Raw genomic sequence first — 25,572 nt, 5'->3', positions numbered from 1 at the left:
TCTGACAACGCTGGACCAACCGCCGCCGGCCTTCGACCGACAGCGGGGCATTACGGTGGAGCATGGACGGGTCTTTCAGTCGTGACGGACGAGTTAGTGGTACTTCTCATCCTGCCGCCGAAAGACCCGTCCCCTCACCTCAGGCCCTCACCCGCGTCACCAACGTCACGACCCGCAAGAACTAGCCCTTCAGCGGGAACGCGTCCGCCATCGCGGCGGCCAGTTCCAGCAGTGCCAGCCGGGTCGCCGGCTGCAGGCGCTCGAGTTCGATCTCGGCGCCTTCTTCGAGGTGCGGGTCGAACGGGATCCGGCACACCGACCGCGCCCGCGCCCCGAAGTGCGCGGCGAGCTTGTCGAGGTCCACCGAGCCCGCCTTCGGGCGCACCGAGTTGATCGCCACGATGGACCGTTTCACCAGGTCCCCGTAGCCGTGCGCCTCCAGCCAGTCGATCGTCGCCGAGGCGCTCGTGGCGCCGTCCACCGAGCCCGTCGACACCACGACCAGTGCGTCCGCCGAGTCCAGCACGCCCTTCATCGCGGAGTGCATCAAGCCCGTGCCGCAGTCGGTCAGCACGATGTTGTAGTAGTGCTCCAGCAGGCTCACGACCCGCAGGTAGTCGGTCTCGGAGAACGCCTCCGACACCGCCGGGTCCTGCTCGCTCGCGAGGATCTCCAGCCGCGATTCACCCTGCGACGTGTACGCCCGCACGTCGCTGTACCGGGTGATCTTGTCGGCGTCCCGCAGCAGGTGCCGCACGGTCGCGGTGGTCTCGATCGGGATCTTCTGCGACAGCGTGCCGCGGTCCGGGTTGGCGTCCACGGCGATCACGCGGTCCCCGCGCAGGGACGCGAACGTCGCGCCCAGCGTGGTGGTGATCGTGGTCTTGCCGACGCCGCCCTTGAGGCTCATCATCGCGATCCGGAAGCAGCCCCGCAGCGGCTGGTTGACGCGCGCCACCAGCTCCCGCTGCCGCCGCTCCGCCGGGCTCTCCCCCGGGTTGATCAGCTTCCCGCTGCCGACGTACACCGCCTTGCGCCAGCCGGACCGGGGCGGGCGCTTGGGCGGCCGCACGACGTGACTGGACATCTCCGGCCGGGGCCGGGACGGCTGGGGCAGCGGCGGATACGGCGAGTTCGGCTGCAGGGGCGGCAGGTTCGGGTCGTAGCCCGGCGGGAACGGCGGCAGCTGCGGCTGCCGTCCCGGATGGGCCGTGGAGTCCGTGCGCTCCTCGGAGAACTCGCGAGGATCCGTCATCAGCCGACCCCGGCGTAGGAATGCAAGCCCGTCGTGACCAGGTTGACGAAGAACAGGTTGAACACGGTGACCGCGAAGCCCAGCGTGTTGATCACCGCCGCGCGGGTGCCGCGCCAGCCGGCCGTGGCCCGCGAGTGCAGGTACGCGGCGTAGACCACCCAGGCGACGAACGCGGTGGTCTCCTTGGGGTCCCAGCCCCAGAACCGACCCCACGCCGACTCGGCCCAGACCGCCCCGCACAGCACGCCGAAGGTGAACAGCGGGAACGCGAACACCGTGGTGCGGTACGCGACGCGGTCCAGCACGTCCGCGGCGGGCAGCTTCGGGCCGAACCGCGCGAAGCGGCGCGGGTTGCGGTCGTAGGCGTTGCGGACCAGGTAGAGGACGCTCGCCACGCCCGGCACCAGGAAGATGCCCGACGACGTCGCCGCGGCGGACACGTGGATGACGAGCCAGTACGACTGCAGCGCGGGCACCACCGGGGCCGCGACGGTGTACAGCATCGTGCCGCCGATGAACATCAGGATCACGATCGGCAGCAGCATGAAGCCGGACAGGTGGCGCACCGGGAACTTGCGGATCGCCCACAGCCACGTCACCACGGCGATGAACGTCACCGCCATGATGTATTCGTACATGTTGCCCCACGGCACGCGGTGCGTCGCGAGGCCGCGCAGGAGCAGGGCGGCGAAGTGCAGCAGCACGCCCAGCACGGTCAGCGAGGCACCCATCCGGCCGATCCGCTCGGCGCGGCCGCGGGGCGCGGGCGGCTCGGGCACGTCGGCGGTCGTCCCGGAGACCGGGGCGCCGGCGCCGACGAGCTGCCGGGTCTTGGTGCGCTCGGCCGCGCGGCGGCCCTTGGCGCCGAAGGACTGTTCGATGAGGAAGAAGACCAGCGCCAGGACGTAGATCGCGGTCGCGGTGGTGTAGGACCAGTCGCTGTACTGGGACAACGTCTCGTTGACAGGCACTTCTACTTCCTCTTTCCGCCAGTGAGCAGCTCATCCGCTAGCCGGGTGAACTCCTCGCCGTAGCCCGCCTGGTCGGTGCGGGCGAGTCCGCCCACCTGGACAACGGTACCGTTTCCGTCCCCATCCGCAGGCCGGACCCGCAGCCACACCCGCCGCCGCTTGACCAGCAGCGAACCACCCAGGCCGAGCAGCATCGCGACCGCGAAGACCAGCACGTACACCTGCGTCGGGTCGTGGGAGACCTGCAGCGCGACCCACTGCTGGACCCCGTCGAAGCTGATCTTCGTACCGTCGTCGAGGGTGATCGACTGCCCGACGGCGAGGTTCTGGCGGGCGACCCGCTGGAGCCTGCCGTCGTCGATCATGGACTGGTCGACGCTGAAGATCGACTGGGTCTGCCCGGAGTCGAGGCCGAGGTCGCCCCGCAGGACGTCGACCGCCACCATCGGGTTGTTCAGCACGGGCGCGGTCGAGGTGAGCACCCCGCCGTGGACGAAGGACGTCGGCGCGAAGACGCCGGTGATCGCGAGCTGCCGCTTCCGGCGCTCCGCCGCGTCGGTGACGCCGGGCGGGTCGAACTTGACCGCACCCTGGGACAGGAACGTCTTGGTGTCCTCGGGCACCCACTGGATCGCCTGCTTGCGCACCTCGCCGTCCGGGTAGGTGACGGTGAACTGCGGCGAGTACCCGTGGTTGAGCAGGTAGACGCGGTCACCCGCGGTGCGCAGCGGCGAGTTGACCTCCAGCAGGTACGGCCGCCAGGTGCCGGTCGTGAGGTCGCCGCCCGACTGGTACTCGATGTTCGACGAGTAGTGGATCGGCTCGCCCGACTCGGTGTACTGCGCGGTGAAGTCGTTCACCTTGATGCAGAACGGTTCCAGGTCGGTGCCGTCGACCCGCAGGCCGGGGTTGAACGAGTCGTAGGCGTAGATGCCGGAGTTGCAGAACTGCGAGTCCGTGCCGCCGGTCGCCTGGACGATCACCTGGCCTTCGTAGGTGTACATCTTGCCCAGCGCCAGCGCGACGATCAGCCCGAGCATCGCGAAGTGGAAGACCAGGTTGCCGGTCTCCCGCAGGTACCCGCGCTCGGCGCTGATGCTGCGGGCGCCGTCGGCCTCCTCGCGCTCGTCGGTGCGCCAGCCGCGGAACCGCGTCCGCGCCCCGGCCAGCACGTCGTCGATCGAGCGCTCGACGGTGGCCTCGCGGAAGTGCGGCATGCGCGCGAGGTTCCGCGGCGTCAGCACCGGCTTCGCGCGCATCTGCTTCACGTACTCGAAGCTGCGGGGCGTCAGGCAGCCGACGAGCGACACCATGAGCAGCAGGTAGATCGCCGAGAACCAGACGCTGGAGTAGACGTCGAAGAACTGGAGCCGGTCCAGCAGGGTGCCCCACCAGCCGTGGGCGGTGATGTACTGGCTGGTCTTGGTCGGGTTGAGCGAGCGCTGCGGCAACAACGCGCCCGGCATGGCGGCCAGCGCGAGCAGGAACAGCAGGATCAGCGCGGTGCGCATCGCGGTCAGGCCGCGCCAGGTGTTGCGCAGGAAGCCCAGCACCCGCTTCGCGGGCGTCGGGCGGTACTGCGGCGTCGGCCGGGCCTCGGTGGCGGTCACAGCGGAAGCACCGTGTCCGTGACGAAGGCGTCGCGCAGCCAGCTCACCAGCTCACCCCACAGCCCGGTGACCAGCAGGACCCCGACGACCAGCAGCAGCCCGCCGCCGAACAGCTGCACGCGGCGGCCATTGCGGCGCAGCCAGTCCGTGGCGCGGACGGCCCACCGGGCGCCGAACGCGATCAGCAGGAACGGCAGGCCGAGGCCGAGGCAGTAGACGAGGACCAGCAGGAACCCGCGTGCGCCCGTGCTGCCGCTCGCGGTCGCGATGGCGAGCACGCCGGACAGCGTCGGGCCGATGCACGGCGTCCAGCCCAGGCCGAACACCGCACCCAGCAGCGGCGCCCCGAGCAGGCCGCCGCGCGGGACCCGGTGCGAGCGGATGTCCTTCTGCAGCGCGGGGATCAGGCCCAGGAACACCAGGCCCATGGCGATCGTCACGACGCCGCCGATCCGCTGCAGCAGCTCCTGGTTGCCGAGCACCGCGTCGGCCAGCCAGACCAGCGTGCCGAGCCCGGCGACGAACACAACGGTGAACCCGAGGACGAACAACGCGGCCGCGCCGACGACGGCGTACCGGCCCTTCTTGCGCTCCTCGTCCGCGGTGACGGCGGGTGCGTCCGCGCCGACGAGCGCGGCGAGGTATGCGAGGTACCCGGGCACGAGCGGGACGACGCACGGCGAGGCGAACGAGATCGCGCCGGCGACGAGGGCGACTCCGGCGGCGAGGAGCAGCGGCCCGGAGGTCGCCAGCTCGGTCACGGAGTTCACCCTGCTGAGAGTAAGCAGTGAGTTCGGTGTGAACTCTTCGGGGCCGGGCTACTCCGCGGCCAGCTGCTGCACGAGGGGCTGGAGGTCGCTCGCGAGCAGAGTGCGCAGGTAGACGGCGGCGACGCGCTGTTGCTTGTCGATCACGATGGTCGACGGCACGGCGTTCAGCGGGTAGCCGGACAGCTTCAGCAGCCCGCGCCCGGCCGGATCGTAGAGCGACGGGTACGTCAGGCCGCGGTCACGCATGAAGTCCTGCGGCGCGGAGCGGTCGTAGTCGCGCACGTCGTAGCCCAGCACCTGCACGCCCTTGGCCTGGTTGGCCTGGTAGAGCTTCTCCATCTCGGGCGACTCCGTGCGGCACGGCGCGCACCACTGGCCCCAGATGTTGACCACCACGACCTTGCCGGTGAAGTCGGCGAGCGAGAGCTGCTTGCCCTCGTTCATCAGGTCGTCGCCGGAGAGGTTCGGCACGTGCTTGCGGTCGCCGACGTCGTAGACGATGTCCGTCTTGCCACCGGGAGCGACGAACTCGAACGTGTCGCCCTGGGACACCGCGTCCTTGCCCGTGGAGCAACCGGCCAGCAGCGCGAGCGTGAGCAATCCCACGAACAGCCGTTTCATGCGCCGGTGACCTTCGGGTCGGTGGCGCCGGCCGGTTCGCTGTACACGATGTCCACCAGCTCTTCACCGTCGAAGACGAGGCTGGTCAGCGACGCGAGAGAGCACTGGCGGCGACGCGGGTCGTGCCACAGCGGCTTCGCTTCGAGGTACCGGCGGAGCGTCCAGATCGGCAGCTGGTGTGAGACGCACAACGCCTCGTGCCCCTCCGCCGCCGCGCGGGCCCGGTACACCGCGCCGAGCATCCGGCGCGCGATGTGCAGGTACGGCTCGCCCCAGGACGGGACGAACGGGTTGCGCAGGATCGGCCAGTGCCGCGGGTTGCGCAGGGCCCCGTCACCGACGGCGACCCGCTTGCCCTCGAACTGGTTCCCGGCCTCGATGAGCCGCTCGTCGGTGTGCACGTCCAGCCGGTGCGCGGCGGCGATGGGCGCGCCGGTCTCCTGCGCACGCTGCAGCGGCGACGCGACGACGTGCGTGATGTCGTGGCCCGCCAAGGCTTCCGCGACCGTGAGCGCCTGCCGCTGCCCGCGCTCGGACAACCGGAACCCGGGCAGGCGGCCGTAGAGGATGTTGTCCGGGTTGTGCACTTCGCCGTGCCGGAGCAGGTGGACGACGGTCGTCACCGGCCCGCCTCCGCCGCGGCGGCGGCTGCGGCGGGCAGCGCGGCTTCGATGACCTCGAACGCGGCGTCGTCCATCGCCGCGTTCACGAACCACGCCTCGTACGGGCTCGGGGGCCCGTACACGCCGCGTTCGAGCAGGGCGTGGAAGAACGGCGGGAAACGCCAGGTCTCGGCGCTGGTCGCGTCGTGGTAGTTGCGCACCGGTTCCTCGGTGAAGAACACACTGAGCAGGTTGCCCGCGTACGCGACGTGATGCGCGACCCCGGCCGCGTTGAGCGCTTCGGTGAACAGGGCGCCCAGGCGCTGCGAGTTCGCGTCGAGGGCGCGGTACACGTCGTCGTCCGCCGCGCGCAGTGTCGCCAGGCCCGCCGCGACCGCGACGGGGTTCCCGGAGAGCGTGCCGGCCTGGTAGACGGGGCCGCCGGGGGCGAGCTTGCTCATCACGTCGGAGCGGCCACCGAACGCCGCCGCAGGCAGCCCGCCGGACATGACCTTGCCGAAGGTGTACAGGTCACCGGGCACGGCCTCCAGGCCGAACCAGCCGGAGCGCGAGACGCGGAAGCCGGTCATGACCTCGTCCATGATCAGCAGCGCGCCGTGGGCGTGGGCGAGTTCGAGCAGGCCCGCGTTGAAGTCGTCCACCGGGGCGACCGCGCCCATGTTGCCCGCCGCGGCCTCGGTAATGATCGCCGCGATCTCGCCGGGGTTGTCCTCGAAGGACTTCCGCACGGCGCCGAGGTCGTTGTAGGGCAGGACGATCGTGTCGGCGGCCTGCGCACCGGTGACGCCGGGGGAGGTCGGCAGGCCCAGCGTCGCGACGCCCGAGCCGGCCTGCGCGAGCAGCGCGTCCACGTGCCCGTGGTAGCAGCCGGCGAACTTGATGATCTTGCTGCGCCCGGTGAAGCCCCTGGCGAGCCGGATGGCGCTCATCGTCGCCTCGGTGCCGGAGTTGACGAGCCGCACCTGGTGCACCGGGTCGACGCGGGAGATGATCTCCTCCGCGAGCTCGACCTCACCGGTGGTCGGGGTGCCGAAGGACAGGCCGCCCGTCGCGGCCGTGCGCGCGGCCTCCACGACCGCGGGGTGCGCGTGCCCGAGGATCATCGGCCCCCACGAGGACACGAGGTCGACGTAGCGGTTCCCGTCGACGTCCCACAGGTACGCGCCCTCGCCCTTGACCATGAACCGCGGCGTGCCACCGACCGAGTTGAACGCGCGCACCGGCGAGTTCACGCCACCCGGTGTCGCGGCCGATGCGCGTGCGAACCATGCCTTGGACTGATCGACTCCGTGCGTCACGACTGCCAGTCTCACACCTCGTCGAGCGTGCCCGCGAACCGCCCTTCGGGCTTCGGTTCGCGGTGCTTGGCGCGGGTGGCGAGCAGCACCTCGCGGACGGCGTCGACGAGCAACAGCGCGGCGACGAGGCCGAGGCCGATCGCACCCGCCACCCAGCTGCCGAGCAGGCGGGTCGAGGTGAGGACCACACCGTCGGACAGGTGCACCGTGAGCGTCTTCACGCCGTGGTGCCACACGGGGAAGGCCGCCCAGACGGCGACGGCAGCCAGCACCACCTCGACCACCGCGACCAGGGCCCGCCGCGGCTGATGCAGCTTCGGCTGAGTGTTCACGGGAGCCAGACTCTCACGCCCGGCCGAGCGCGGCACGCAGTGCTCGCGCGTCCCGCGCCCAGGCGAGGACGACGGTGCCGTCGGTGAGGCGGATGGGCAGCTCGTCGTACTTGCGCGGGGTGCTCCAGCCGCCGCCCAGCACGCGTGCCCCGGCGGGGGCGCCGACGTCGTCGACCTCGGCGATCTCGGCCAGTGGCAGGGATTCGCGCCCCTGCCAGAGCTCGGTGTCGGTGACCTTGACGGTGAGGAAGCGGCGGCGCGCGTGCACCCAGGGCGCGGTGATCACGGCGAGCCCCAGCCCGACGAGCACCCACGCGATCGCGTGCGTCGTGCCCGTGGCGAGTTCGGCGAGGTACCCCAGCAGGGCGAACAGGGGCCCGTAGAGCAGGGCCGTCCACCTCGCCCCGTGTTCGACGTACCGCGGCTCGCTCACGGGGCCCTGCGGTTGACCTTCGGGAAGTACGGGTTGGACTGCGGCAGGTACATCAGGAGGAGCGCGATGAGGCCGAGGAGCGTCGCGAGCAGCGTGATGACGTTCGCGAACGGCTGGACCAGCTGGAAGACGACGGTGACCGCCATCAGGACGGTGAGCACCGTGCGCGCGGAGCGGGTCCCCTGCCGGGCCTTGTACGCGAAGAGCGTGTAGAGGACCGCGAAGGAGATCGCGCCGACCAGCAGCACGGCGAGGAGCACCGTGGTGCCGGAGCGGATCTGCTCGGCGCTCACGGCGGGGTTCCGGTTCGCCTTGACGATGTCGTCCATGAACCTGCCGCGGGCGAAGAAGATCACCGCGTACCCGATGACGAACACGACCGCGGACGAGACCCACAGCCAGAACGACGCCTTGACCGGCTTCGGCGGGTCCACGGGCACGGGCTCGTCGCCGGGCAGCAGGGGCGCGGGTGGCAGCCCCTTGGCCCGGCGCTCGTCGTCCGATTCGGTCACGCGGACAGACTAGTCCAGCCAGGCGGCGGCTTCGGTGGCCCAGTACGTGAGGATCATGTCGGCACCGGCGCGGCGGATCGACGTGAGCACCTCGAGGATCGTGCGCTCGCGGTCGAGCCAGCCGTTCGCCGCGGCCGCCTCGACCATCGCGTACTCGCCGGAGATGTTGTAGGCCGCGACCGGCACGGGCGAGCCCTCGGCGGCCGCGCGCAGGATGTCGAGGTACGACAGCGCCGGCTTGATCATGACGGCGTCCGCGCCCTCGGCGACGTCCAGCTCGATCTCGCGCAGCGCTTCGCGGGCGTTGCCCGGGTCCTGCTGGTAGGTCTTGCGGTCACCCTTGAGCTGCGAGTCGACGGCCTCGCGGAAGGGGCCGTAGAAGGCGCTGGCGTACTTGGCCGAGTAGGCGAGGATGCCGGTGTTGGTGAGGCCGGCGTCGTCCAGGGCCTGGCGGATCACGCCGACCTGGCCGTCCATCATCCCGCTGGGCCCGAGCATGTGCGCACCGGCCTGGGCCTGCGCGACGCCCATCTCCGCGTACAACTTGAGGGTGGCGTCGTTGTCGACGTTGCCGTCGGCGTCGAGCACGCCGCAGTGACCGTGGTCGGTGAACTCGTCGAGGCACGTGTCGGCCATCAGGACGGTGTCGTCGCCGAGCTCGCTGCGCAGGTCCCGCAGCGCGACGTTGAGGATGCCGTTCTCGTCGATGGCCCCGGAGCCGACGGCATCCCGGGTGGCGGGGATGCCGAAGAGCATCAGGCCGCCGACCCCGGCCCGCACCGCGTCGACGGCGGCCTTGCGCAGCGTGTCACGCGTGTGCTGCACGACGCCCGGCATGCTCGCGATGGGCCGCGGCTGGTCAATCCCCTCGGCGACGAAGAGCGGCAGGATCAACTGGCGCGGCCGGAGCGTGGTCTCACTGACGAGCCGCCGCATGGCGGGAGTGGTACGCAACCGGCGGGGACGATGCTCGGGAAACACGGTTACGACGGTACTCCGGGGTGGTTGATGACCGCTCAGCCGACCGCAATGGCTGCCGCTGCTGCGTGAGTCGCCTCGCCATTCGTCCAACAGTCCCGACGGCGATACTTCCTCGGCTTCGAGTTTCACTGTATGGTTTTTCTATTTCAAGTATCGCCGCAGCGAGCTGGAGACTTCATGATCGTGCGAGAAGTAGTCAACCCTCCTGCCGCACCGACGAGGGGCACCTCCGTGAGCCCGGTCCGGTTCGAACACCGCGACTTGGCCCTGGGGATAGGCACACCCACTCCCCGCCTGTCTTGGCAGGTGACGACCGATGACCCGGCTTGGTCACAGACCGCGTACGAGATCGAAGCCGAAGGCAAGAGCGTTCGAGTTGAGTCGGACGAGCAGATCCTCGTCCCTTGGCCGTTCGAACCACTGCGGTCGCGTGAGCGGGTAGCCGTGCGGGTTCGCGTAGCGTCGGGCGAAAAGTGGTCGACGTGGAGCGAGCCCGCAACCGTCGAGGTGGCGCTGCTGAAGCCGGAGGACTGGACGGCACGCTTCATCTCGCCGGTCGGCATCGGCCGCTGGGAGGACCCTGCCCCAATCCTCGCGCAGACATTCTCATTGCGCTCGGACGTCACTAACGCGCGTTTGTATATAACCGCCCATGGCCTCCACCACGCGACGATCAACGGCATGCCGGCAGGCGACGAACTCCTCGCGCCCGGCTGGACCGCCTATCAACATCGCCTGCAGTATCAAACCTATGATGTGACCCATCTCCTGCATGAGGGCCAGAACGAACTCGACGTTCTGCTCGGTAACGGTTGGTACCGCGGGCGAATCAGCTGGCGTGCCGTCTACGGCGACCGTCTGGCCCTACTCGCTCAACTCGAGGTGACCTATTCGGACGGCTCGAAGGAGAGCTTCTCGACCGGTCACGATTGGTCGGCGCGCAACAGCAACGTCCTCGCGAACGATCTGTACGACGGTCAGCGAATGGATCTGCGCAAGCGCTCGGAAGATGCCCACCCCGTCGAGGTCCTGGAAGAAGATCTCGGACGTCTGGTCGCTCCCGAGGGACCTCCAGTCCGGGCGACCGAATACCTTCCCGCGAGGCGCGTCTGGCGGTCACCCTCCGGCAAGACACTGGTCGACTTCGGACAGAACATCGCCGGCTGGGTACGGATCAGCGTGGACGGCGTGGAAGGGCAGCAGGTTACGGTCCGGCACGCCGAAATACTGGAACACGGCGAACTGGCTACACGGTTCCTCGTCACAGCGGAAGCCACGGACACCTACATACTTCCAGACGGTATCTCACACTTGGAACCGAACTTTACCTACCATGGTTTCCGTTACGCGGAAATCACCGGAATCGACGATCTCTCCATCGAAGACGTTCAAGCTGTGGTCGTCGGATCAGATCTTCGCCGCACGGGGTGGTTCGAGTGCTCGGATCCCGACTTGACCAAGTTCCACGAGAACGTGGTCTGGTCGGCCCGGAGCAACCTGCTTCATGTTCCCACCGACTGCGCCCATCGCAGTGAGCGACTCGGGTGGACCGGAGACATACAAATCTTCTCACCCGCCGCCGCCTCGATTCTCGATGTTGCGGGGTTTCTCTCGTCCTGGTTGACCGATCTAGCCGCCGAGCAGTATCCAGACGGTCTCGTTCCCTACATCGTCCCCGATGTTGGCGGAGTCACCGTGTCGGCGGCTGCCGGTTGGAGTGACGCGGCAACAATCATCCCCTGGGTGCTCTACCAGCGTTACGGCGACCTGGATGTTCTCCGACGACAGTATGAAAGCATGCGGTCTTGGGTGGACAGGGCAGCATCGCTGACCACAGACGGAGTGTGGGCCGGAGGATTTCAGTTCGGCGATTGGCTTGATCCGACTGCTCCTCCAGACGCCCCGTACGACGTCAGGGCCAACCCAGATGTCATCGCAACCGCCTACCTCATTCGGTCCGCCGACATCATGGCGGAAGCCGCACGATTGCTCGGACATGACGAAGACGTGACGAAATATTTGAAGCTGGCCGACGAAACCCGCACCGCGTTCGCACGTCATTACGTGACCCCGGCTGGACGAGTGTTATCGGATGTGCCAACGGTTTACGCACTCGCCCTCGAGTGGAAGCTGCTACCCACGGCGCACCAGCGAGAAAGGGCAGGCGCAAGGCTGGCCGACTTGGTCCGTTCCAGCGGATTCCGCATCTCCACCGGCTTCATCGGCACTCCGTTGATAACGGACGCTCTCTGCACAGCAGGCCGTCCCGATCTCGCCTACCGCTTGATGCTCGAAAAGGGTTGCCCCTCGTGGTTGTACCCTGTAACGATGGGAGCCACCGCGTCCTGGGAGCGGTGGGATGCGATTCGTCCCGACGGAAGTCTCAACCCCAACAAGTACACGTCATTCAATCTGTACGCACTGGGCGCGGTGACGGACTGGGTACATCGGACAGTCGCAGGTATCACGCCGACCGCACCGGGCTACCGGGAGTTCACCGTCAAACCAATCCCCCACCGGGACTTGACTAGCGCGAAGGCAGTGCGCCACACGCCCTTCGGCGAGATATCCGTATCTTGGAGCTGTAACAACGGGCGTTTTTACTTGCACGCAGTAGTGCCGGTTGGAAGCCGCGCTACGGTCGAGCTACCAGATGGTTCCCGGGCTTCAGTCGGTCACGGCAGCTACCGGTGGACTGTCCGGGTTCCGCCAGAGCCCCAACGCCCAGTTCGCACGATACGCGACGTGATCGACGATCCGGATCTGTGGGCCGACACGATCGCACGCTTCGCCGCAGAGGGTCTGGGAGACGATCCCGCGACTTTCGCCCGGCAGCTCACGCGCTATCTGGAATTCCCAGCAGAGGAGTTGATCTGGCGGATCAGGGAGGAAGCACATGCGGTGCCTGAGCCCAAAACTCCGCAAGCGAGGGTTTCGGCCAGAGTTCGTTCAAATCGCAACGTAGAGCCCATGATGGATTGATTCGACACCCAAACGAAAGGGGGCTCCCGGCACCAGGCCGGGAGCCCCCTTCCGTCACGACCTCACGAACGGCGCGTCCGCTTCGCCTTCCTCGGCGGCGGCAACGCACCCTCCGCCCGCAGCTTCGCCGCGTGGGCGGCCAGTGCGTCGACCAGGCTGGGGATGTCCGCCTTCTCCGGCTGGACGTCCACGCGCAGGCCGAACTCCACCGCCGTCTCCGCCGTCTTCGGGCCGATGCACGCCACGAGCGTCCGGGTGTGCGGCTTCCCCGCGATACCGACCAGGTTCCGGACCGTCGACGACGACGTGAAGCACACCGCGTCGAAACCGCCCGTCTTGATCATCTCGCGGGTCTCCGCGGGCGGCGGGGCGGCGCGCACCGTGCGGTAGGCCGTCACGTCGTCGACCTCCCAGCCGCGCTCCACCAGGCCCGCCGACAGTGTCTCCGTCGCGATGTCGGCCCGCGGCAGCAGCACCCGGTTCACCGGGTCCAGCACATCGTCGTACGGCGGGAACTCCGCCAGCAGACCCTCGCTGGACTGCTCGCCCTTCGGGATCAGCTCCGGGTTGATCCCGAACGCCCGCACGCGGTCGGCCGTGGCCTCACCGACGCAGGCGATCTTCACACCCGAGAACGCCCTGGCGTCCAGCCCGAACTCCTCGAACTTCTCCCACACCGCGCGCACCGCGTTCGCCGACGTGAACACGATCCACTGGTACCGGCCGTCCACGAGCCCCTTCACCGAGCGCTCCATCTGCGCCGGGCTCCGCGGCGGCTCCACCGAGATCGTGGGCACCTCGTGCGACGTGGCACCGTGCTGGCGGAGCCGCTCGGCCATCTCGCCGGCCTGCTCCTTCGTCCGCGGCACCAGCACCTTCCAGCCGTACAGCGCCCGCGACTCCCACCACGACAGCTTCGACCGCTGCCCCGCGACCTCACCGACGGTCACGACGAGCGGGCCGACCAGCTCACCGGCGTCCTGCGCCAGCGTGGCGAGCGTGCTGTCCAGCGTGCGCTGCGTGTTGATGGTGCCGTTCGACGTCACCGCGACGGGGGTCTGCGAGGGCAGCCCGTGCTCGACCAGCGCGCCCGCGGCCTCGGCCAGGTGGGCCGATGTCGCGTGCAGCACGATCGGGCCCGGCGTGCGCGCCAGCCCCGCCCAGTCGACCTCGCCGCGGACGTCGACCTCGGCGTGGCTGCCGCCCAGCGCGATCCCCGCGTACGCGGGCACCGCGACCCCGGGCGACACACCCGGCACGACCTCGAACACGGCGCTCGTCTTGGCCACCGCCTGCACCTCGGCCACACCGGCGGCCAGCGTCAGCGGGTCACCGGCGACGAGGCGCAGCACGAGCCGCCCCGCCTTCGCCTCTCCGGCGAGGTCCTTCGCCACCTCGGCGGGCTCCCCGACAGCGGGACGCACCTCGGCGTCCGCGCTGGCCGCGGCGAGCACACCGGCGGGCACGTCGGGGTCGGTCACCACGACCTCGGCCTTGGCCAGCAGTTCCTGGGCACGAACGGTCAGCAATCCGGCGTCGCCGGGGCCCGAGCCCACGAACGCGACGCGCCCAGCGGTGTTCCGCGCGGGGGTCATCAGCTTTCTTTCTCCAGTACGAATTTCTCTGTCAACGTGAGTTGCGGCCAGGGCCGGACAGCGCACCGGCGCCCAGGTCGAGCAGCTCCGCGGCCAGGTCCCGGCCGAGTCGCTCCGCTTCGCTCTTGTCCGCGACGGCCGACGCGCGGATCAGTTCCACGGACTCCCCGTCGAGTCCGGCGGCGGCGACCCCCCGCAGCGAGACGCGCTCGACCACCGAGCCGTCCGCGTCGAGGTCCTCCACCACCTCTGCCAGTGCACCCACGGGCGCGCTGCAACCGGCTTCGAGCGCCGCCAGCATGGCGCGCTCCGCCGTCGCGGCGACCCGCGTCGCCTCGTCGTCCACAGTGGACCGAAGCAGGTGTTCGATGTCCACGTCGTCGACGCGGCACTCCACCGCCAGCGCCCCCTGAGCGGGCGCGGGCAGCATCTGGATCGGGTCCAGGGTCTCGGTGATCTCGCCCGCCCGGCCGAGGCGCGCGAGGCCTGCCCTGGCCAGCACGACCGCGTCCAGCTCACCGTCGGTGACCTTCCGCAGCCGGGTGTCTATGTTGCCCCGGATCGGCACGATCTCCAAACCGAGCCCGAGCGCCTGCAGCTGCGCCGACCGCCGCGGCGAGCCCGTGCCGACCTTCGCGCCGCGCGGCAGCTCGCCCAGCGTCAGCCCGTCGCGGGCGATCAACGCGTCACGCGGGTCCTCGCGCAGCGGCACCGCCGCCAGCACGATGCCGGGCTCGGGCGCGGTCGGCAGGTCCTTGTACGAGTGGATCGCGACGTCGACCTGCTTGTTCAGCAGGGCCTCACGCAGCGCCGACGTGAACACGCCGACCCCGATCTCGGCGATCGGCGCGTGCGACCGGTCACCGGGGGTGGAGACCTTGACGATCTCGACGTTCTCGCCCGCGCGGCGCAACGCGTCGGCGATGGTCCCGGTCTGGGCGAGGGCGAGCGCGCTGCCCCGGGTACCGATCCTGATGGTTCGTGTCACTGGCTTTCACCGTCTGTGTTGGGTTGGGGAGAGGGGCTCGCGACGACGGCGGGCGAAGCGGGGTCGAGCTCGAAGAGTTCCCGCAACGCGCTCGCGTAATCGGTCCCCTGCGCGTCGGCCGCGAGCTGCTTGACCCGCACGGTCGGTGCGTGCAGCAGCTTGTCCACGACGCGGCGCACGGTGCGCGCGAACTCGTCGCGCACGCCGGGTTCGAGGCCGGGCAGGCGGTGGTCGAGCCGCAGCAGCTCCGCGTCGACCACCTCGGCGGCCCGCTTGCGCAGCGCCGTCACGGTCGGGGTGACCGCGGCGCTGCGCTGGCCCGCCAGGTACTCGCGCACCTCGTCGAGCACGATGCCGGTGGCACGGGCGATCTGCTTCGCGGACGAGCGGCCTCCGGTGTCGTCCATCCGGCGCCGCACGGTCTCCAGGTCCACCACGCGCACGTCCGGCACCGCGGCGACCGCCGGGTCCACGTCGCGGGGCAGGCCGAGGTCGCAGATCACCAGCTCACGGCCGTGGCGCGGCAGGATGTGCTCGGCGGCCAGCACGACGTCCTGCGCACCGGTGCAGCTCACCGCGAGGTCCGCCTCGGCGAGGCGCACGGCCAGCTCGTCCATGCCGGCGGCGACCGCGGGCACGCCCAGCTCGCTCACGTTCGCCGCGAGCCGCTGCGCGTTCTCCAGTGTGCGGTTGACCACCGTGATCCGGCCGATGCCCGCCTTGCGCAGCTGGCTCGCCGACAACGCGCCCATCGAGCCGGCGCCGAGGATCACCGCGTGCTTGCCCGTGAGGTCCGGCGCCTCGCCCAGCGCCTCCGACACGACGGAGGCGCCGAGGGCGTCCAGCCCGGTCTCGCTGTGCACGCGCTTACCGACGCGCAGGGTGGTCTGGATCAGCTCGTGCAGCGTGCGGCCGACCGTGCCGGCCTCGCGCGCGGTGGCGTAGGCGTTGCGGACCTGGCCGAGGATCTGCGTCTCGCCGACGACCATCGAGTCCAGGCCCGAGGCCACCGAGAAGATGTGCTCGACGGCGGCACCCGCGTAGTGCACGTACAGGTGGTCGTACAGGTCGGCCGGGGTGCACCCGGCCTGCTGCGCCAGCACCTCGGACACGTCGGCGAGGCCGCCGTGGAAGGTCTCGACGACCGCGTAGACCTCGATGCGGTTGCAGGTGGACACGAGCATCGCCTCGTCGACGTGCTCGGACTGCTGCAGCTGGTGCAGCACCTTCTCCAGCTCGTCGGCGCCGATCGCGGCCCGCTCCAGCGTCCGCAGGTCGGCGGTCCGGTACGACAGCCCCACGGCCAAGACAGACACTTACGGCACCACCATTCCGTTGCCCACCGCGTGGGACCCCTTCTTCTCGTCAGCGCACCGGGCCACGTGGAAGGACAGGATCTGCAGCTCCACCGCGAGATCCACCTTCCGCACCTCGATGTGTTCCGGTACCTGCAGCACCACGGGCGCGAAGTTCAGGATGCACTGCACGCCGCCGGCGACCAAGCGGTCGCACACCGACTGCGCGGCGGTCGGCGGTGTCGCGATGACCCCGATGGAGATGCCGCGCTCGGCACACACCTCCGGGATGTCGTCCAGGTGCGACACCGGGATCCCGCCGACGGGCACCCCGATCAGGTCGGGGTCGACGTCGAACAGCGCTTCGACGGGAAAGCCCCTGCCGGGGAACCCGCCGTAGTTGGCCAACGCGTGACCGAGGTTGCCGATTCCCACCACGGCGACCTTGTGCTGCCTGGTCAGACCGAGTGTGCGCTCGATCTGGCCCACCAAGACTCGCACGTCGTAACCCACGCCACGAGTGCCGTAGGACCCCAGGTACGACAGGTCCTTGCGCAGCTTCGCGGAGTTCACGCCCGCGGCGGTCGCCAGCTCCTCGCTCGCCACCGTGGTCGAGCCCTGCTCGGCCATCGCGGACAGCACCCGCAGGTAGACGGCGAGGCGCGCGACCGCGGCTTCGGGGATGGACCGGACGCGGACCGGGTCGCCGTCGGTGACCGCGGGCATCTCGGCGGTGGGGGCGTTGTCGGCGTCGAAGGGGACCTCGGCGCCGTTCCGCCGGCCACGCCGTGCCACCACGCTGGCCTCCTCGTCAGACACCGTCAACACCGCTTCGCTACCGCTTGGAGAAAGTTCCTCTTGACCCGGGAAGCGAAGTCCGGTTCGATGCCGGGGCTACGCGGGGCCTCGCACTACGGTAGTCCACTTGTGAACGCAGGCACAAAGTCGCTGGTCGTGGGCATGACCAGCGACACACCGGCGGCTCAGCGGGCCGAGAAGGTGATCGTGTGCCAGCCGGTCGCGCCGTCGGGGACGACGTCGGCGATCTGGTCGGTCTGCGTGTAGCCGTCGCGGTCGGTGGCGCGGACGGCCACGCTGTGGCTGCCCGCCGGCGCGTCCACCTCCGCCCACCACATGCGCCACGTGTCGGTGGAGACCTCCGCGGAGAGCACGGCCTGCTGCCACGGGCCGCCGTCCAGCCGCACCTCCACCCTGTCGATGCCGGTGTGCTGCGCCCACGCGATGCCCGCGACGCGGACCTTGCCCGCCGCCACGTGGCCGTTCGGGGCGTCGATGCGCGATTCGGTCTTGATCGGCCCCTGCTCGGCCCAGCCGCGCTGCAGCCAGTACGCCTGCTTCGCGTCCCACGTGGTCAGTTCGAGGTCGGTGACCCACTTCGTCGCCGACACGTAGCCGTACAGCCCCGGCACCACGAGCCGCGCCGGGAAGCCGTGCTCGACGGGCAGCGGCTCGCCGTTCATCCCGATCGCGAGCATCGCGCCGCGGCCGGGTTCGAGGAGCGTCGAGACGGGCGTGCCCGCGGTGAAGCCGTCCGCGCTGGTCGAGAACAGCTGCTCCGCGCCCTCCCGCACACCGGCCTCACGCAGCAGCTCCGCCAGGTCGACGCCCAGGAACCGTGAGGTCGAGATGTACGGGCCGCCGACGGGGTTGGACACGCAGCACAACGTGATGATCCGCTCGACGAGCGGCCGGTTCCGGATGTCGGCGTAGGTGAACGTCAGCTCCCGGTCGACCATCCCGTGGATGCGCAGGGTCCAGTCCTCCGCGGGCACCTGCGGCAGCACGAGCGCGGTGTCGATCCGGTAGAAGTCCGCGTTGGGCGTGATGAACGTCGGCGTGCCGAGCTTCGCGAAGTCGGCGTCGGCGGGCACGGGTGGCGCGGGCTGGGCCGGGGTGAGCGGCCCGACGGCGGCACGCGACGCGTCGGCGTTCTTGCGCGAACCGAGCCACTGCCCCACCCCACCGGCGACACCGGCCGCCACCGCGGTCAGGAGGAACCGCCTGCGGCTGTCCGAAACACCCCGCGACAACGCCGCGCCGTGCAGCCAGCGGAACACCAGCACCCCGGCGACGAGGCTCGCCAGCGGGGCGGCGAGCGCGAGCTGTCCCAGGTCGGGACGGCCGTAGACCGCGACTCCCCGAGCACGCCGAACACCGCGATGACGACCTGCCCCGGCAGCGCCCGCTCACGGGAGATCAGCCCCGCCACGACCGCCAGCGCGACCATCACCACGGCCATCCCGGCCAGCAGCACCGTCTTGTCGTGCGTGCCGAACGAGCTGACCGCGAAGTCCTTGAGCCAGGACGGGGTGAGGTCGATCGCCGCGTTCCCCACGGCCAGGTACGGCGAGGCGCCGCGGCCGACGAACGCGGCCACGAGGTGCCCGGCACCGAGCGCGGCGGCGAGTGACAGCACGCCGGTCCACCCCGCAACCGCAGGGTTGAGCCGGGGCGGGGCTTCGCGCAGGACGGTGGTCACGCCGCCATTGTTCGCGCGAGCCCGTCGGATCAGCGTCCGGTCGCGGTTACGAGAGCCTTACGGAAGCGGTCTTCCTCGACCTTCCAGTACCCGTGCTCGGCGCCGTCGATGAGGATCACCGGCACCCGGTCGCCGTACTCGGCACGCCACTCGGGGTCGGAGTCCACGTCCGCCGTGGCCCATTCGACGCCCAGCTCGCCGCAGATCCGCTCGACGTCCCGCTCGGCCTGCTCGCAGGCGTGGCAGCCCTGGCGGCTCATGACCGTCACCTGTGTCATGACCGCAAACGTACCCGCCGCAGCTTGCCCGTCGGCGAATGCGGCAGGGACTCGGTGAACTCGACCGTGCGCGGCACCTTGTACCCGGCGAGCAGCTCCGCGCAGTGGTCGACGACCTGCTGCTCGGACAGCGCGGCGCCCGCGGCGGGCACCACGAAGGCCTTCACCGACTCGCCGCTGCGCTCGTCGAGCACGCCGACGACGGCGACCTCCGCGACGCCCGGCAGCGTGGCGATGACCTCCTCGACCTCGTGCGGGAACACGTTGAAGCCGTTGACGATCATCAGGTCGTTCGCGCGGTCCACGAGGTGCAGGTCGCCGTCGGTGTCGAGGTAGCCGACGTCGCCGGTGCGGTACCAGCCGTCCTCGTCTGGGCCGTGCGCGCCGTCGGGCCAGTAGCCGGAGAACAGGTTCGCGCCGCGCACGGACACGAGCCCGGCGCCCGCGTCCTCCTCCACGAAGGCGTCGTCGAGGTCGTCGGGGTCCAGCGGCACGGGCTCGGCGAGCCCGTCCGACTCCACCAGCCGCAGCTCGACGCCGGGCAGTGGCCGCCCGACGGAGCCCGGCTTGGGGTAGCCCGTGACGAGCGTCGACGTCAGCACGGGCGCGGTCTCGGTGAGCCCGTACCCCTCGAAGATCCCCAGGCCCGTCTTCTCCCGCACGGTCGCGAGCACCTTGGGGTGCAACGGCGCGGCACCCGACGTCAGCAGCCGCACGGAGGCGAAGCTCGCACGCAGCTCGTCGGCGTCCATCCGGGCGAACTCGGCGTACATCGCGGGCACGCCGCCGATCACGGTCACCTGGTGCTCGGCGCAGATCCGCAGCGCGGCGGCCGGGTCGAACCGTTCGGCGAACACGGTGGTCGCGCCCACCGAAGCCGAGTGCAGCAGGCCCGGGCCGAGACCGTAGACGTGGAACAGCGGGATGGCGAGCAGCACGCGGTCCTCGTGCTCCGGCGTGCCGGGGACCGCCCCGACCTGCTCGACGTTCGCCAGGAGCGCGCGGTGCGACAGCATCACGCCGCGCGAGGGCCCGGTGGTGCCGGAGGTGTACGACAGCACGGCGATGTCCTCGCCGCCACCGGCCGCCTCGACGGGCTCCCCCGGCCCGGCCTGGGGCGGCACGTCACCCGGCTCGCGCCCGACGACGAGCCGCGCGCCGCTGTGCTCGACGATGCCGCGGAACTCGGGTTCGGGGGCCAGCGGGGAGACCGGGACCGCGATCGCGCCGGCGCGGGCCGCGGCGAACAGCGCCACCGCGAAGTCCGCCGACGTCGGCAGCCGCAGGAGCACCCTGTCCCCCTCGGCGACGCCGTGCTCGCGGAGGGCACGGACCTGTCCGTGCACCGCCGCATCCAGCTCCGACCAGGTGAAACGCGTGTCCGCCGTGGTGTCGGCGAGCGCGGGTGCGTCCGGCCACCGGCGCGCGGCGGCGGTGAGCAGATCGGCGATGTTGGCCATGTCGCCCGTGCCTCCTCCCGCCTCCCGTCAGGGGGAGGCTCGCGGATCGTCGCACTTCCGCAACAGACACCACTACCTACTTCCGGGTAACAACACGTATGCTGCTCTCGCGCCCGAGTGGTGGTGATCACTCGGGACGGGACAGAGGAGTCGCCGTGACGAACTGGCTTGCTGCACGCCCGCTGGGGCTGCACGTCGGCACGCTCGCGCGCCCTGTGGACCTGCCGGACGACGAACCCGACTCGTGGGACCTCGTCCACGCCGCCCAGAAGGGCGACAGCACGGCCTTCGGCACGCTCTACGACCGCTACGTCGACGTGGTGTACCGGTACGTCTACTTCCGGCTGGGCGACCGCGAACTGGCCGAGGACATCACCAGCGAGACGTTCCTGCGCGCGCTGCGCCGGATCACGTCCGTGAGCTACCAGGGCCGCGACGTCGGCGCCTGGTTCATCACGATCGCCCGCAACATCGTGTTCGACCACGTCAAGTCGAGCCGGTACAAGCTCGAGGTCGTCACCGACGAGGTGAGCGAGTCCGGCTCGGCGCCGTTCGTCGGCCAGACCACCGACGGGTCCGGCCCCGAACAGCAGGCGCTCGCCGGCGCGACCCGGGAGGCACTGCTCAAGTGCATCGCCGAACTGGGCGAGGACCAGCGCGAATGCATCGTGCTGCGGTTCATCCAGGGCCTGTCGCTGACGGAGACCGCGCAGATCATGAAGCGCAACGAAGGCGCGATCAAGGCGCTGCAGCACCGGGCGGTGCGGAAGCTGGCGCAATCGTTGCCCCCGGCGTGGCGCTGAACCCGTAACACCCCGGGGGTATCGGTCGTTCACCAGTCGTGGACGTGCCCGGGTGGTCAGGACGCGACCTGGAGGTCATCTCCGGGCTGCGCCGGCTCGGCGACGCCGCGAAACCGGACGCCGCCACCCGTGAGCGCATCAAGGACGGCATCCTCGAACGGCTGGCGGAGCAGGAACGGCAGCGGCCCTCGCGACGACGGCGGATCCTCGCCGAGGTGCTCGCGGCCGCGGTCGCGCTCGTCGTCGCACTCGGCGGGATCGGCCTGCTGTTGTCGAGGAACGCGTTGCCCGGCGACCCGTTGTACGGCGTCAAGCGCGCGGGTGAGTCGGCCGAGCTGGGGCTCGCGTTCGGCGACTCGGCGAAGGCGCAGAAGCACCTGGAGTTCGCGGCGAACCGGCTCGACGAGCTGAAGGCGCTCGCGGGGGCGGACGCGGGGGCGGACGCGGGCGCCTACCGGGCCGCGTTCACGGACTTCCAGTACGAGGCCAAGCTCGGTACCGCCGTCCTCACGCAGCTGGCCACGCAGGGCAGCGGGCAGCAGCTCGACCAGCTGCGCACGTGGTCCCGCGACCAGCGCGGGAAGCTCGACGCGGTGGAGTCCGCCGTCCCGTCCGCCGCGCTGCCCCAGTTCACCTCTTCGGCGGAACTCCTCGACCGGATCGAGGCACGGGCCCAGACGCTGCTCGCCCGGCTGGACTGCTTCCGCATCACCACCGGCCAGCTGGACGACCTCGGCGCGGTGCCGGAGTCGGGCTCGTGCGCGCCGCCGACGGACGCGCTCATCGGGCAGCAGCCCCCGGTCCCGGCGCCGACCGCGCCGAGCAGCGAAGCGCCGCCCGCGCGGCAAACCACCACGTCCACGCCCTCGCCGGTGTCCTCGCCGCAGCTGCCGACGCCCCCGTTGCCGCACTCGCCGACGGTTTCGGCGCCCTCGGCGGTCGAGCCGCCGGTGCTCGCGCCGACCAGTCCGAGGCTGCCGTCGACGACCACGACGCAGCCGCCGTTGATCTCCCTCCCGCCCCTGCTCCCCGGCCTTCCCGGGGTGGGGATCGGCTGACCGGAATCGCTACGCTGGCAGTCCGGACACCCGCGATTCAGGAGGCGGTCTGCGTGTGGCGCGGCAGGGGCAAGGGCCCGGAACTCGAACGACTCGCCACGCTCGCGGGCGAGGCGTCGGCCGATGCCGCCGTCGCGATGGAGACCGCGCAGCTCGACGGCGTCGAGCTGCCACCGCCGCCCGCCACGCCCGACCTCACCGCGGCCGCGTTCTTCGACGTCGACAACACGATGATGATGGGCGCGTCGATCTTCCACTTCGCGCGCGGGCTCGCCGCCCGCAAGTACTTCACGGCCTCCGACCTCGCCGGGTTCGCCTGGCGGCAGGTGAAGTTCCGCGTGGGCGGGCGCGAGACGCAGGACAGCGTGAAGGCCAGCCGTGAGCAGGCGTTGTCGTTCGTGGCGGGCAAGACCGTGCAGGAGATGACCGAGGTCGGCGAGGAGATCTACGACGAGCTGATGGCCGACAAGATCTGGGCGGGCACGCGCGCGCTGGCCCAGATGCACCTCGACGCCGGGCAGCGGGTGTGGCTCGTGACGGCGACGCCGGTGGAGCTGGCGGCGATCATCTCGCGACGGCTCGGCCTGACGGGCGCGCTCGGCACGGTCGCGGAGCACGTCGACGGCGTGTACACCGGCCGGCTCGTCGGGGACCTGCTGCACGGCCGCGCGAAGGCGCACGCGGTGCGGGCGCTGGCGGCGCGCGAGGGGCTGAACCTGCGGCGCTGCACGGCGTACTCGGACTCGTCCAACGACATCCCGATGCTGTCGGTCGTCGGCACCGCGGTGGCGGTGAACCCGGACGCCGGGCTGCGGGAGATCGCGCGCGCCAGGGGCTGGGAGATCCGCGACTTCCGCACCGGCCGCAAGGCGGCGAAGATCGGGGTGCCGTCGGTGCTGGGCGCCGGTGCGGTCGCGGGCGCGGTCGCCGTGGGGATGGCCTACCGGCGCAGGTGAGCCAGGCCTTGACCTGAACCTTACTCGAGCTTTTACCGTCGGTGCCATGACGGACACGACGGCGGCACCCGTGCGGCGCGGGCCACGGGCACTGCTGGCGGCACTGCTCGGCGCCAGCACGATGACGATCATGGCGAGCGCGACGATCACGCCCGCGCTGCCGGGGATGGCCGAGCACTTCGCGGCGACCCCGCACGCCGGTGTCCTGGTGCGCCTCGTCCTCACCCTGCCGGGGCTCGCGATCCTGCTCTCCGCCCCCGTCATCGGCCGCGTGAGCGTGCGGGCCGGGCGTGTGCGCGTGCTCGCGGCGTGCCTGGTGCTCTACGTCGTGGGTGGCGGTTCGGGCCTGGTACTGAACTCGCTGCCCGCGTTGCTCGCCGGGCGTGCGGTGCTCGGGGTCGGGATCGCCGGGATCATGGCCACTTCCACAGCGCCGCTGGCGGACCACCACCCGCCCGCCGAACACGGCCGCGTGCTCGGCTTGCAGGGCGCGGCCATGGGCTTCGGCGGCGTCGTCTCGCTGCTGCTGGGCGGACTGCTCGCCTCGCTCAGCTGGCGTGGTCCCTTCGCGGTCTACCTGCTGGGCGTCCCGCTGCTGGTGCTGGTGCTGCGGTACGTCTCCGACGTCCCGGTCGCGACCACGGGCCGGACGGCCACCACCGGGGCGTGGCAGCCGCGCCTGCTCGGCCTGTACGCCCTCGTGTTCCTCGGGATCCTGGTGTTCTACGTCGTGCCGACGCAGGCGCCGTTCTGGCTGGGGCAGATCGGCGGGGCGGGCCCGGCGCTGACGGGAGCGATGCTGGCCGCGCTCAACCTGGTGATGACCGTGGTCGGGCTCAGTTTCCGGCGGCTCAGGGAGGGCCGGAGCTTCCGGGTGCTGGCCATCAGCCTGTTCGCGGCCTACGCGGCCGGTCTCGTCGTGCTCGGGCTCGCGGGTTCGCTGTGGGTCGCCGGGCTGGGCATCCTCGTCGTCGGCCTCGGGGTGGGCCTGCAGAACCCGACGTTCAACGGCTGGGTCGTCGCCTCGGTCGCCCCCGCCGCCAGGACCGCGGCACTGGGGCTGCTGACGTCGGCGATGTTCCTGGCCCAGTTCCTCTCGCCCCTGCTCGCCCAGCCGGTGATCGACGCCGTGGGGCTCGGCCCGATGTTCCTGTGCTCGGCCGCGCTCGGCGCGTTCGTCGCCCTGCTGCTACTGGTGGCCGGGAGCCGACTCGCCCAGCCGGACCGCGCGGCGTAGGTCGCCGGCGTAGGCCTCGGGCTGCTCCCACGCGGCGAAGTGACCGCCTGCGGCGTGTTCCACGTACTCACGCACGTTGAGAAACGCCTCGGCGTAACTCCGCGGCTCCGGTTTCGTGTCGTGCGGGAACACGGAGAGCACGGTCGGCGTCTCGACCCGGCTGGGTACGGCGGCCGGTTCGGCGTAGGTGGCGAACGAGGTGCCGATCGTGCCGGTGACCCAGTAGGCGCTGATCCAGGTGAGCAGCTCGTCCCGAGTGAACGCCGATTCGCCGGACCACGCCTGGAGTTTCTCGGCGATCCACGCCGCGAGGCCCGCGGGCGAGTCGCCGAGGGCGACGGCGAGCGTGTTCGGCCGCATCGACTGCTCCGCGATGTACCCGCCCTCGGCCCGGAACCACTGTCCGGTCCGGCCGAGGTAGGCCGCCGCGTCGGGCGCGAGCTTCGCCGGGTCGGCCGTCAGCGCGTGTTGCGGGGCGACGTTCGTGAGGTGCAACGCGGCCACGCGGTCCGGGTGTTCGGCGGCGAGGATTTCCGCGACGGTGCCACCGACGTCGCCGCCGGACAGCGTGTACCGCGAGTACCCGAGTTCGTCGAGCCCGGCGGCGACGATTCCGGCGATCCGGTTCACCGACATCCCCGACGTGGTGAGCGGGGCCGCGAACGGGAAGCCGGGCAGCGCCGGGACGACCACGTGCAGGTCCGCGAGCAACGGCAGCACGCGCTCGAACCGCAACACCGAATCCGGCCACCCGTGCAACAGCACGACGACCGGGGCGGCCGGATTCGCGGAGCGCTGGTGGATCATCCCCAGTTCGGTGTCGCCGGACCCCGTGGTCACCCAGGGGTACGCGGCTATGCGGCGCTCGTGCGTGCCCCAGTCGTAGCCGTTCGCCCAGTGTTCGAGCAGGTCGTCGAGGCGGCTGCCGCCGAGGCCGCGCTTCGGGTCCTCGGCCCAGGGTGTCGCGACGCGGCGCGTGCGGCGGAGCCGGTCCCGCAGTTCGAAAGTCATGTG

General features: G+C 70.7%; 23 protein-coding genes and 1 pseudogene. 5 read left to right on the top strand and 19 right to left on the bottom strand.

Going from position 1 to position 25,572, the window contains the following annotated elements; all coding sequences use genetic code 11:
- Window positions 1–181: 181 nt before the first annotated feature.
- Genes BMZ92_RS34075 through hemB form a run of 11 tightly spaced genes read right to left on the bottom strand, consistent with a single transcriptional unit; the run spans window position 182 to window position 9,406 of the window.
- On the bottom strand, window positions 182–1,255 hold the full coding sequence (locus tag BMZ92_RS34075; RefSeq protein WP_091516301.1) for a MinD/ParA family ATP-binding protein: 1,074 nt from the start codon (window positions 1,253–1,255) through the stop codon (window positions 182–184).
- Complete coding sequence (ccsB, locus tag BMZ92_RS34070; protein WP_091516299.1) at window positions 1,255–2,226, bottom strand: c-type cytochrome biogenesis protein CcsB; 972 nt, start codon at window positions 2,224–2,226, stop codon at window positions 1,255–1,257. Before ccsB ends, BMZ92_RS34075 begins: the two co-directional genes overlap by 1 nt.
- A gap of 2 nt (window positions 2,227–2,228) precedes the next feature.
- Entirely contained in the window at window positions 2,229–3,836 is a 1,608-nt protein-coding gene (resB, locus tag BMZ92_RS34065) for a cytochrome c biogenesis protein ResB (RefSeq protein ID WP_091516296.1), read from the bottom strand.
- Window positions 3,833–4,606, bottom strand: coding sequence for a cytochrome c biogenesis CcdA family protein (locus tag BMZ92_RS34060; protein ID WP_091516293.1), 774 nt, complete (start codon window positions 4,604–4,606; stop codon window positions 3,833–3,835). The genes resB and BMZ92_RS34060 overlap by 4 nt, the downstream gene beginning before the upstream one ends.
- A gap of 48 nt (window positions 4,607–4,654) precedes the next feature.
- Window positions 4,655–5,227, bottom strand: coding sequence for a TlpA disulfide reductase family protein (locus BMZ92_RS34055; RefSeq protein ID WP_091516292.1), 573 nt, complete (start codon window positions 5,225–5,227; stop codon window positions 4,655–4,657).
- Window positions 5,224–5,850 (bottom strand): histidine phosphatase family protein, encoded by a 627-nt coding sequence (locus BMZ92_RS34050; protein WP_091516289.1) that lies wholly within the window; start codon window positions 5,848–5,850, stop codon window positions 5,224–5,226. The genes BMZ92_RS34055 and BMZ92_RS34050 overlap by 4 nt, the downstream gene beginning before the upstream one ends.
- Window positions 5,847–7,148, bottom strand: coding sequence for a glutamate-1-semialdehyde 2,1-aminomutase (gene hemL / locus BMZ92_RS34045; RefSeq protein ID WP_091516287.1), 1,302 nt, complete (start codon window positions 7,146–7,148; stop codon window positions 5,847–5,849). The genes BMZ92_RS34050 and hemL overlap by 4 nt, the downstream gene beginning before the upstream one ends.
- A gap of 11 nt (window positions 7,149–7,159) precedes the next feature.
- Window positions 7,160–7,480 carry a hypothetical protein gene (locus BMZ92_RS34040; protein WP_143250011.1) on the bottom strand — a complete coding sequence of 107 codons (321 nt, stop codon included), beginning with the start codon at window positions 7,478–7,480 and terminating at the stop codon, window positions 7,160–7,162.
- Window positions 7,481–7,493: 13 nt separating this feature from the next.
- Window positions 7,494–7,913 (bottom strand): DUF3093 family protein, encoded by a 420-nt coding sequence (locus BMZ92_RS34035; protein WP_091516283.1) that lies wholly within the window; start codon window positions 7,911–7,913, stop codon window positions 7,494–7,496.
- Complete coding sequence (locus BMZ92_RS34030) at window positions 7,910–8,425, bottom strand: hypothetical protein (protein WP_245783415.1); 516 nt, start codon at window positions 8,423–8,425, stop codon at window positions 7,910–7,912. Before BMZ92_RS34030 ends, BMZ92_RS34035 begins: the two co-directional genes overlap by 4 nt.
- A gap of 9 nt (window positions 8,426–8,434) precedes the next feature.
- A complete protein-coding gene (hemB, locus tag BMZ92_RS34025) occupies window positions 8,435–9,406 on the bottom strand; it encodes a porphobilinogen synthase (RefSeq protein WP_091516281.1) in 972 nt (323 codons plus the stop codon).
- 177 nt (window positions 9,407–9,583) lie between these two features.
- Between hemB and BMZ92_RS34020 the strand changes: the two genes are divergently transcribed.
- Entirely contained in the window at window positions 9,584–12,388 is a 2,805-nt protein-coding gene (locus tag BMZ92_RS34020) for an alpha-L-rhamnosidase (protein ID WP_091516280.1), read from the top strand.
- A 62-nt stretch (window positions 12,389–12,450) separates the two neighbouring features.
- Here BMZ92_RS34020 and BMZ92_RS34015 read toward each other — a convergent pair whose 3' ends face one another.
- From BMZ92_RS34015 to BMZ92_RS33985, 7 genes and pseudogenes are all read right to left on the bottom strand, one after another.
- Window positions 12,451–13,983 carry a bifunctional uroporphyrinogen-III C-methyltransferase/uroporphyrinogen-III synthase gene (locus tag BMZ92_RS34015; protein WP_091516277.1) on the bottom strand — a complete coding sequence of 511 codons (1,533 nt, stop codon included), beginning with the start codon at window positions 13,981–13,983 and terminating at the stop codon, window positions 12,451–12,453.
- A gap of 31 nt (window positions 13,984–14,014) precedes the next feature.
- Window positions 14,015–14,971 carry a hydroxymethylbilane synthase gene (hemC, locus tag BMZ92_RS34010; protein ID WP_177228996.1) on the bottom strand — a complete coding sequence of 319 codons (957 nt, stop codon included), beginning with the start codon at window positions 14,969–14,971 and terminating at the stop codon, window positions 14,015–14,017.
- A complete protein-coding gene (locus tag BMZ92_RS34005) occupies window positions 14,968–16,287 on the bottom strand; it encodes a glutamyl-tRNA reductase (RefSeq protein WP_091516275.1) in 1,320 nt (439 codons plus the stop codon). Before BMZ92_RS34005 ends, hemC begins: the two co-directional genes overlap by 4 nt.
- Window positions 16,288–17,064: a redox-sensing transcriptional repressor Rex gene (locus BMZ92_RS34000; RefSeq protein WP_091516313.1), complete on the bottom strand. Its 777-nt coding sequence runs from the start codon at window positions 17,062–17,064 to the stop codon at window positions 16,288–16,290.
- 185 nt (window positions 17,065–17,249) lie between these two features.
- Window positions 17,250–18,754 (bottom strand): annotated as a pseudogene (locus tag BMZ92_RS33995) (molybdopterin-dependent oxidoreductase).
- Between the two features lie 41 nt (window positions 18,755–18,795).
- Window positions 18,796–19,044, bottom strand: coding sequence for a glutaredoxin family protein (locus tag BMZ92_RS33990; protein WP_091516274.1), 249 nt, complete (start codon window positions 19,042–19,044; stop codon window positions 18,796–18,798).
- Window positions 19,041–20,504 carry an AMP-binding protein gene (locus BMZ92_RS33985; protein WP_091516271.1) on the bottom strand — a complete coding sequence of 488 codons (1,464 nt, stop codon included), beginning with the start codon at window positions 20,502–20,504 and terminating at the stop codon, window positions 19,041–19,043. The genes BMZ92_RS33990 and BMZ92_RS33985 overlap by 4 nt, the downstream gene beginning before the upstream one ends.
- Before the next feature lie 155 nt (window positions 20,505–20,659).
- Between BMZ92_RS33985 and BMZ92_RS33980 the strand changes: the two genes are divergently transcribed.
- Genes BMZ92_RS33980 through BMZ92_RS33965 form a run of 4 tightly spaced genes read left to right on the top strand, consistent with a single transcriptional unit; the run spans window position 20,660 to window position 24,558 of the window.
- Window positions 20,660–21,307: a sigma-70 family RNA polymerase sigma factor gene (locus tag BMZ92_RS33980; RefSeq protein ID WP_346055552.1), complete on the top strand. Its 648-nt coding sequence runs from the start codon at window positions 20,660–20,662 to the stop codon at window positions 21,305–21,307.
- 38 nt (window positions 21,308–21,345) lie between these two features.
- Window positions 21,346–22,365, top strand: coding sequence for a DUF5667 domain-containing protein (locus BMZ92_RS33975; RefSeq protein WP_091516266.1), 1,020 nt, complete (start codon window positions 21,346–21,348; stop codon window positions 22,363–22,365).
- Between the two features lie 53 nt (window positions 22,366–22,418).
- Window positions 22,419–23,321 carry an HAD family hydrolase gene (locus BMZ92_RS33970; RefSeq protein ID WP_091516264.1) on the top strand — a complete coding sequence of 301 codons (903 nt, stop codon included), beginning with the start codon at window positions 22,419–22,421 and terminating at the stop codon, window positions 23,319–23,321.
- A gap of 46 nt (window positions 23,322–23,367) precedes the next feature.
- Entirely contained in the window at window positions 23,368–24,558 is a 1,191-nt protein-coding gene (locus BMZ92_RS33965; protein WP_091516262.1) for an MFS transporter, read from the top strand.
- On the opposite strand, the gene BMZ92_RS33960 is transcribed toward BMZ92_RS33965, so the two are convergent.
- Window positions 24,511–25,569: an epoxide hydrolase family protein gene (locus BMZ92_RS33960; RefSeq protein ID WP_091516259.1), complete on the bottom strand. Its 1,059-nt coding sequence runs from the start codon at window positions 25,567–25,569 to the stop codon at window positions 24,511–24,513. The two genes, BMZ92_RS33965 and BMZ92_RS33960, sit on opposite strands and share 48 nt — an antisense overlap.
- Window positions 25,570–25,572: the final 3 nt, after the last annotated feature.

Origin of the sequence: Amycolatopsis sacchari (assembly GCF_900114035.1) — a bacterium.
Lineage (GTDB): Bacteria > Actinomycetota > Actinomycetes > Mycobacteriales > Pseudonocardiaceae > Amycolatopsis_E > Amycolatopsis_E sacchari.
Note: the sequence above shows the minus strand (reverse complement) of the source record. Positions and strands in the feature narration are given on the sequence as shown.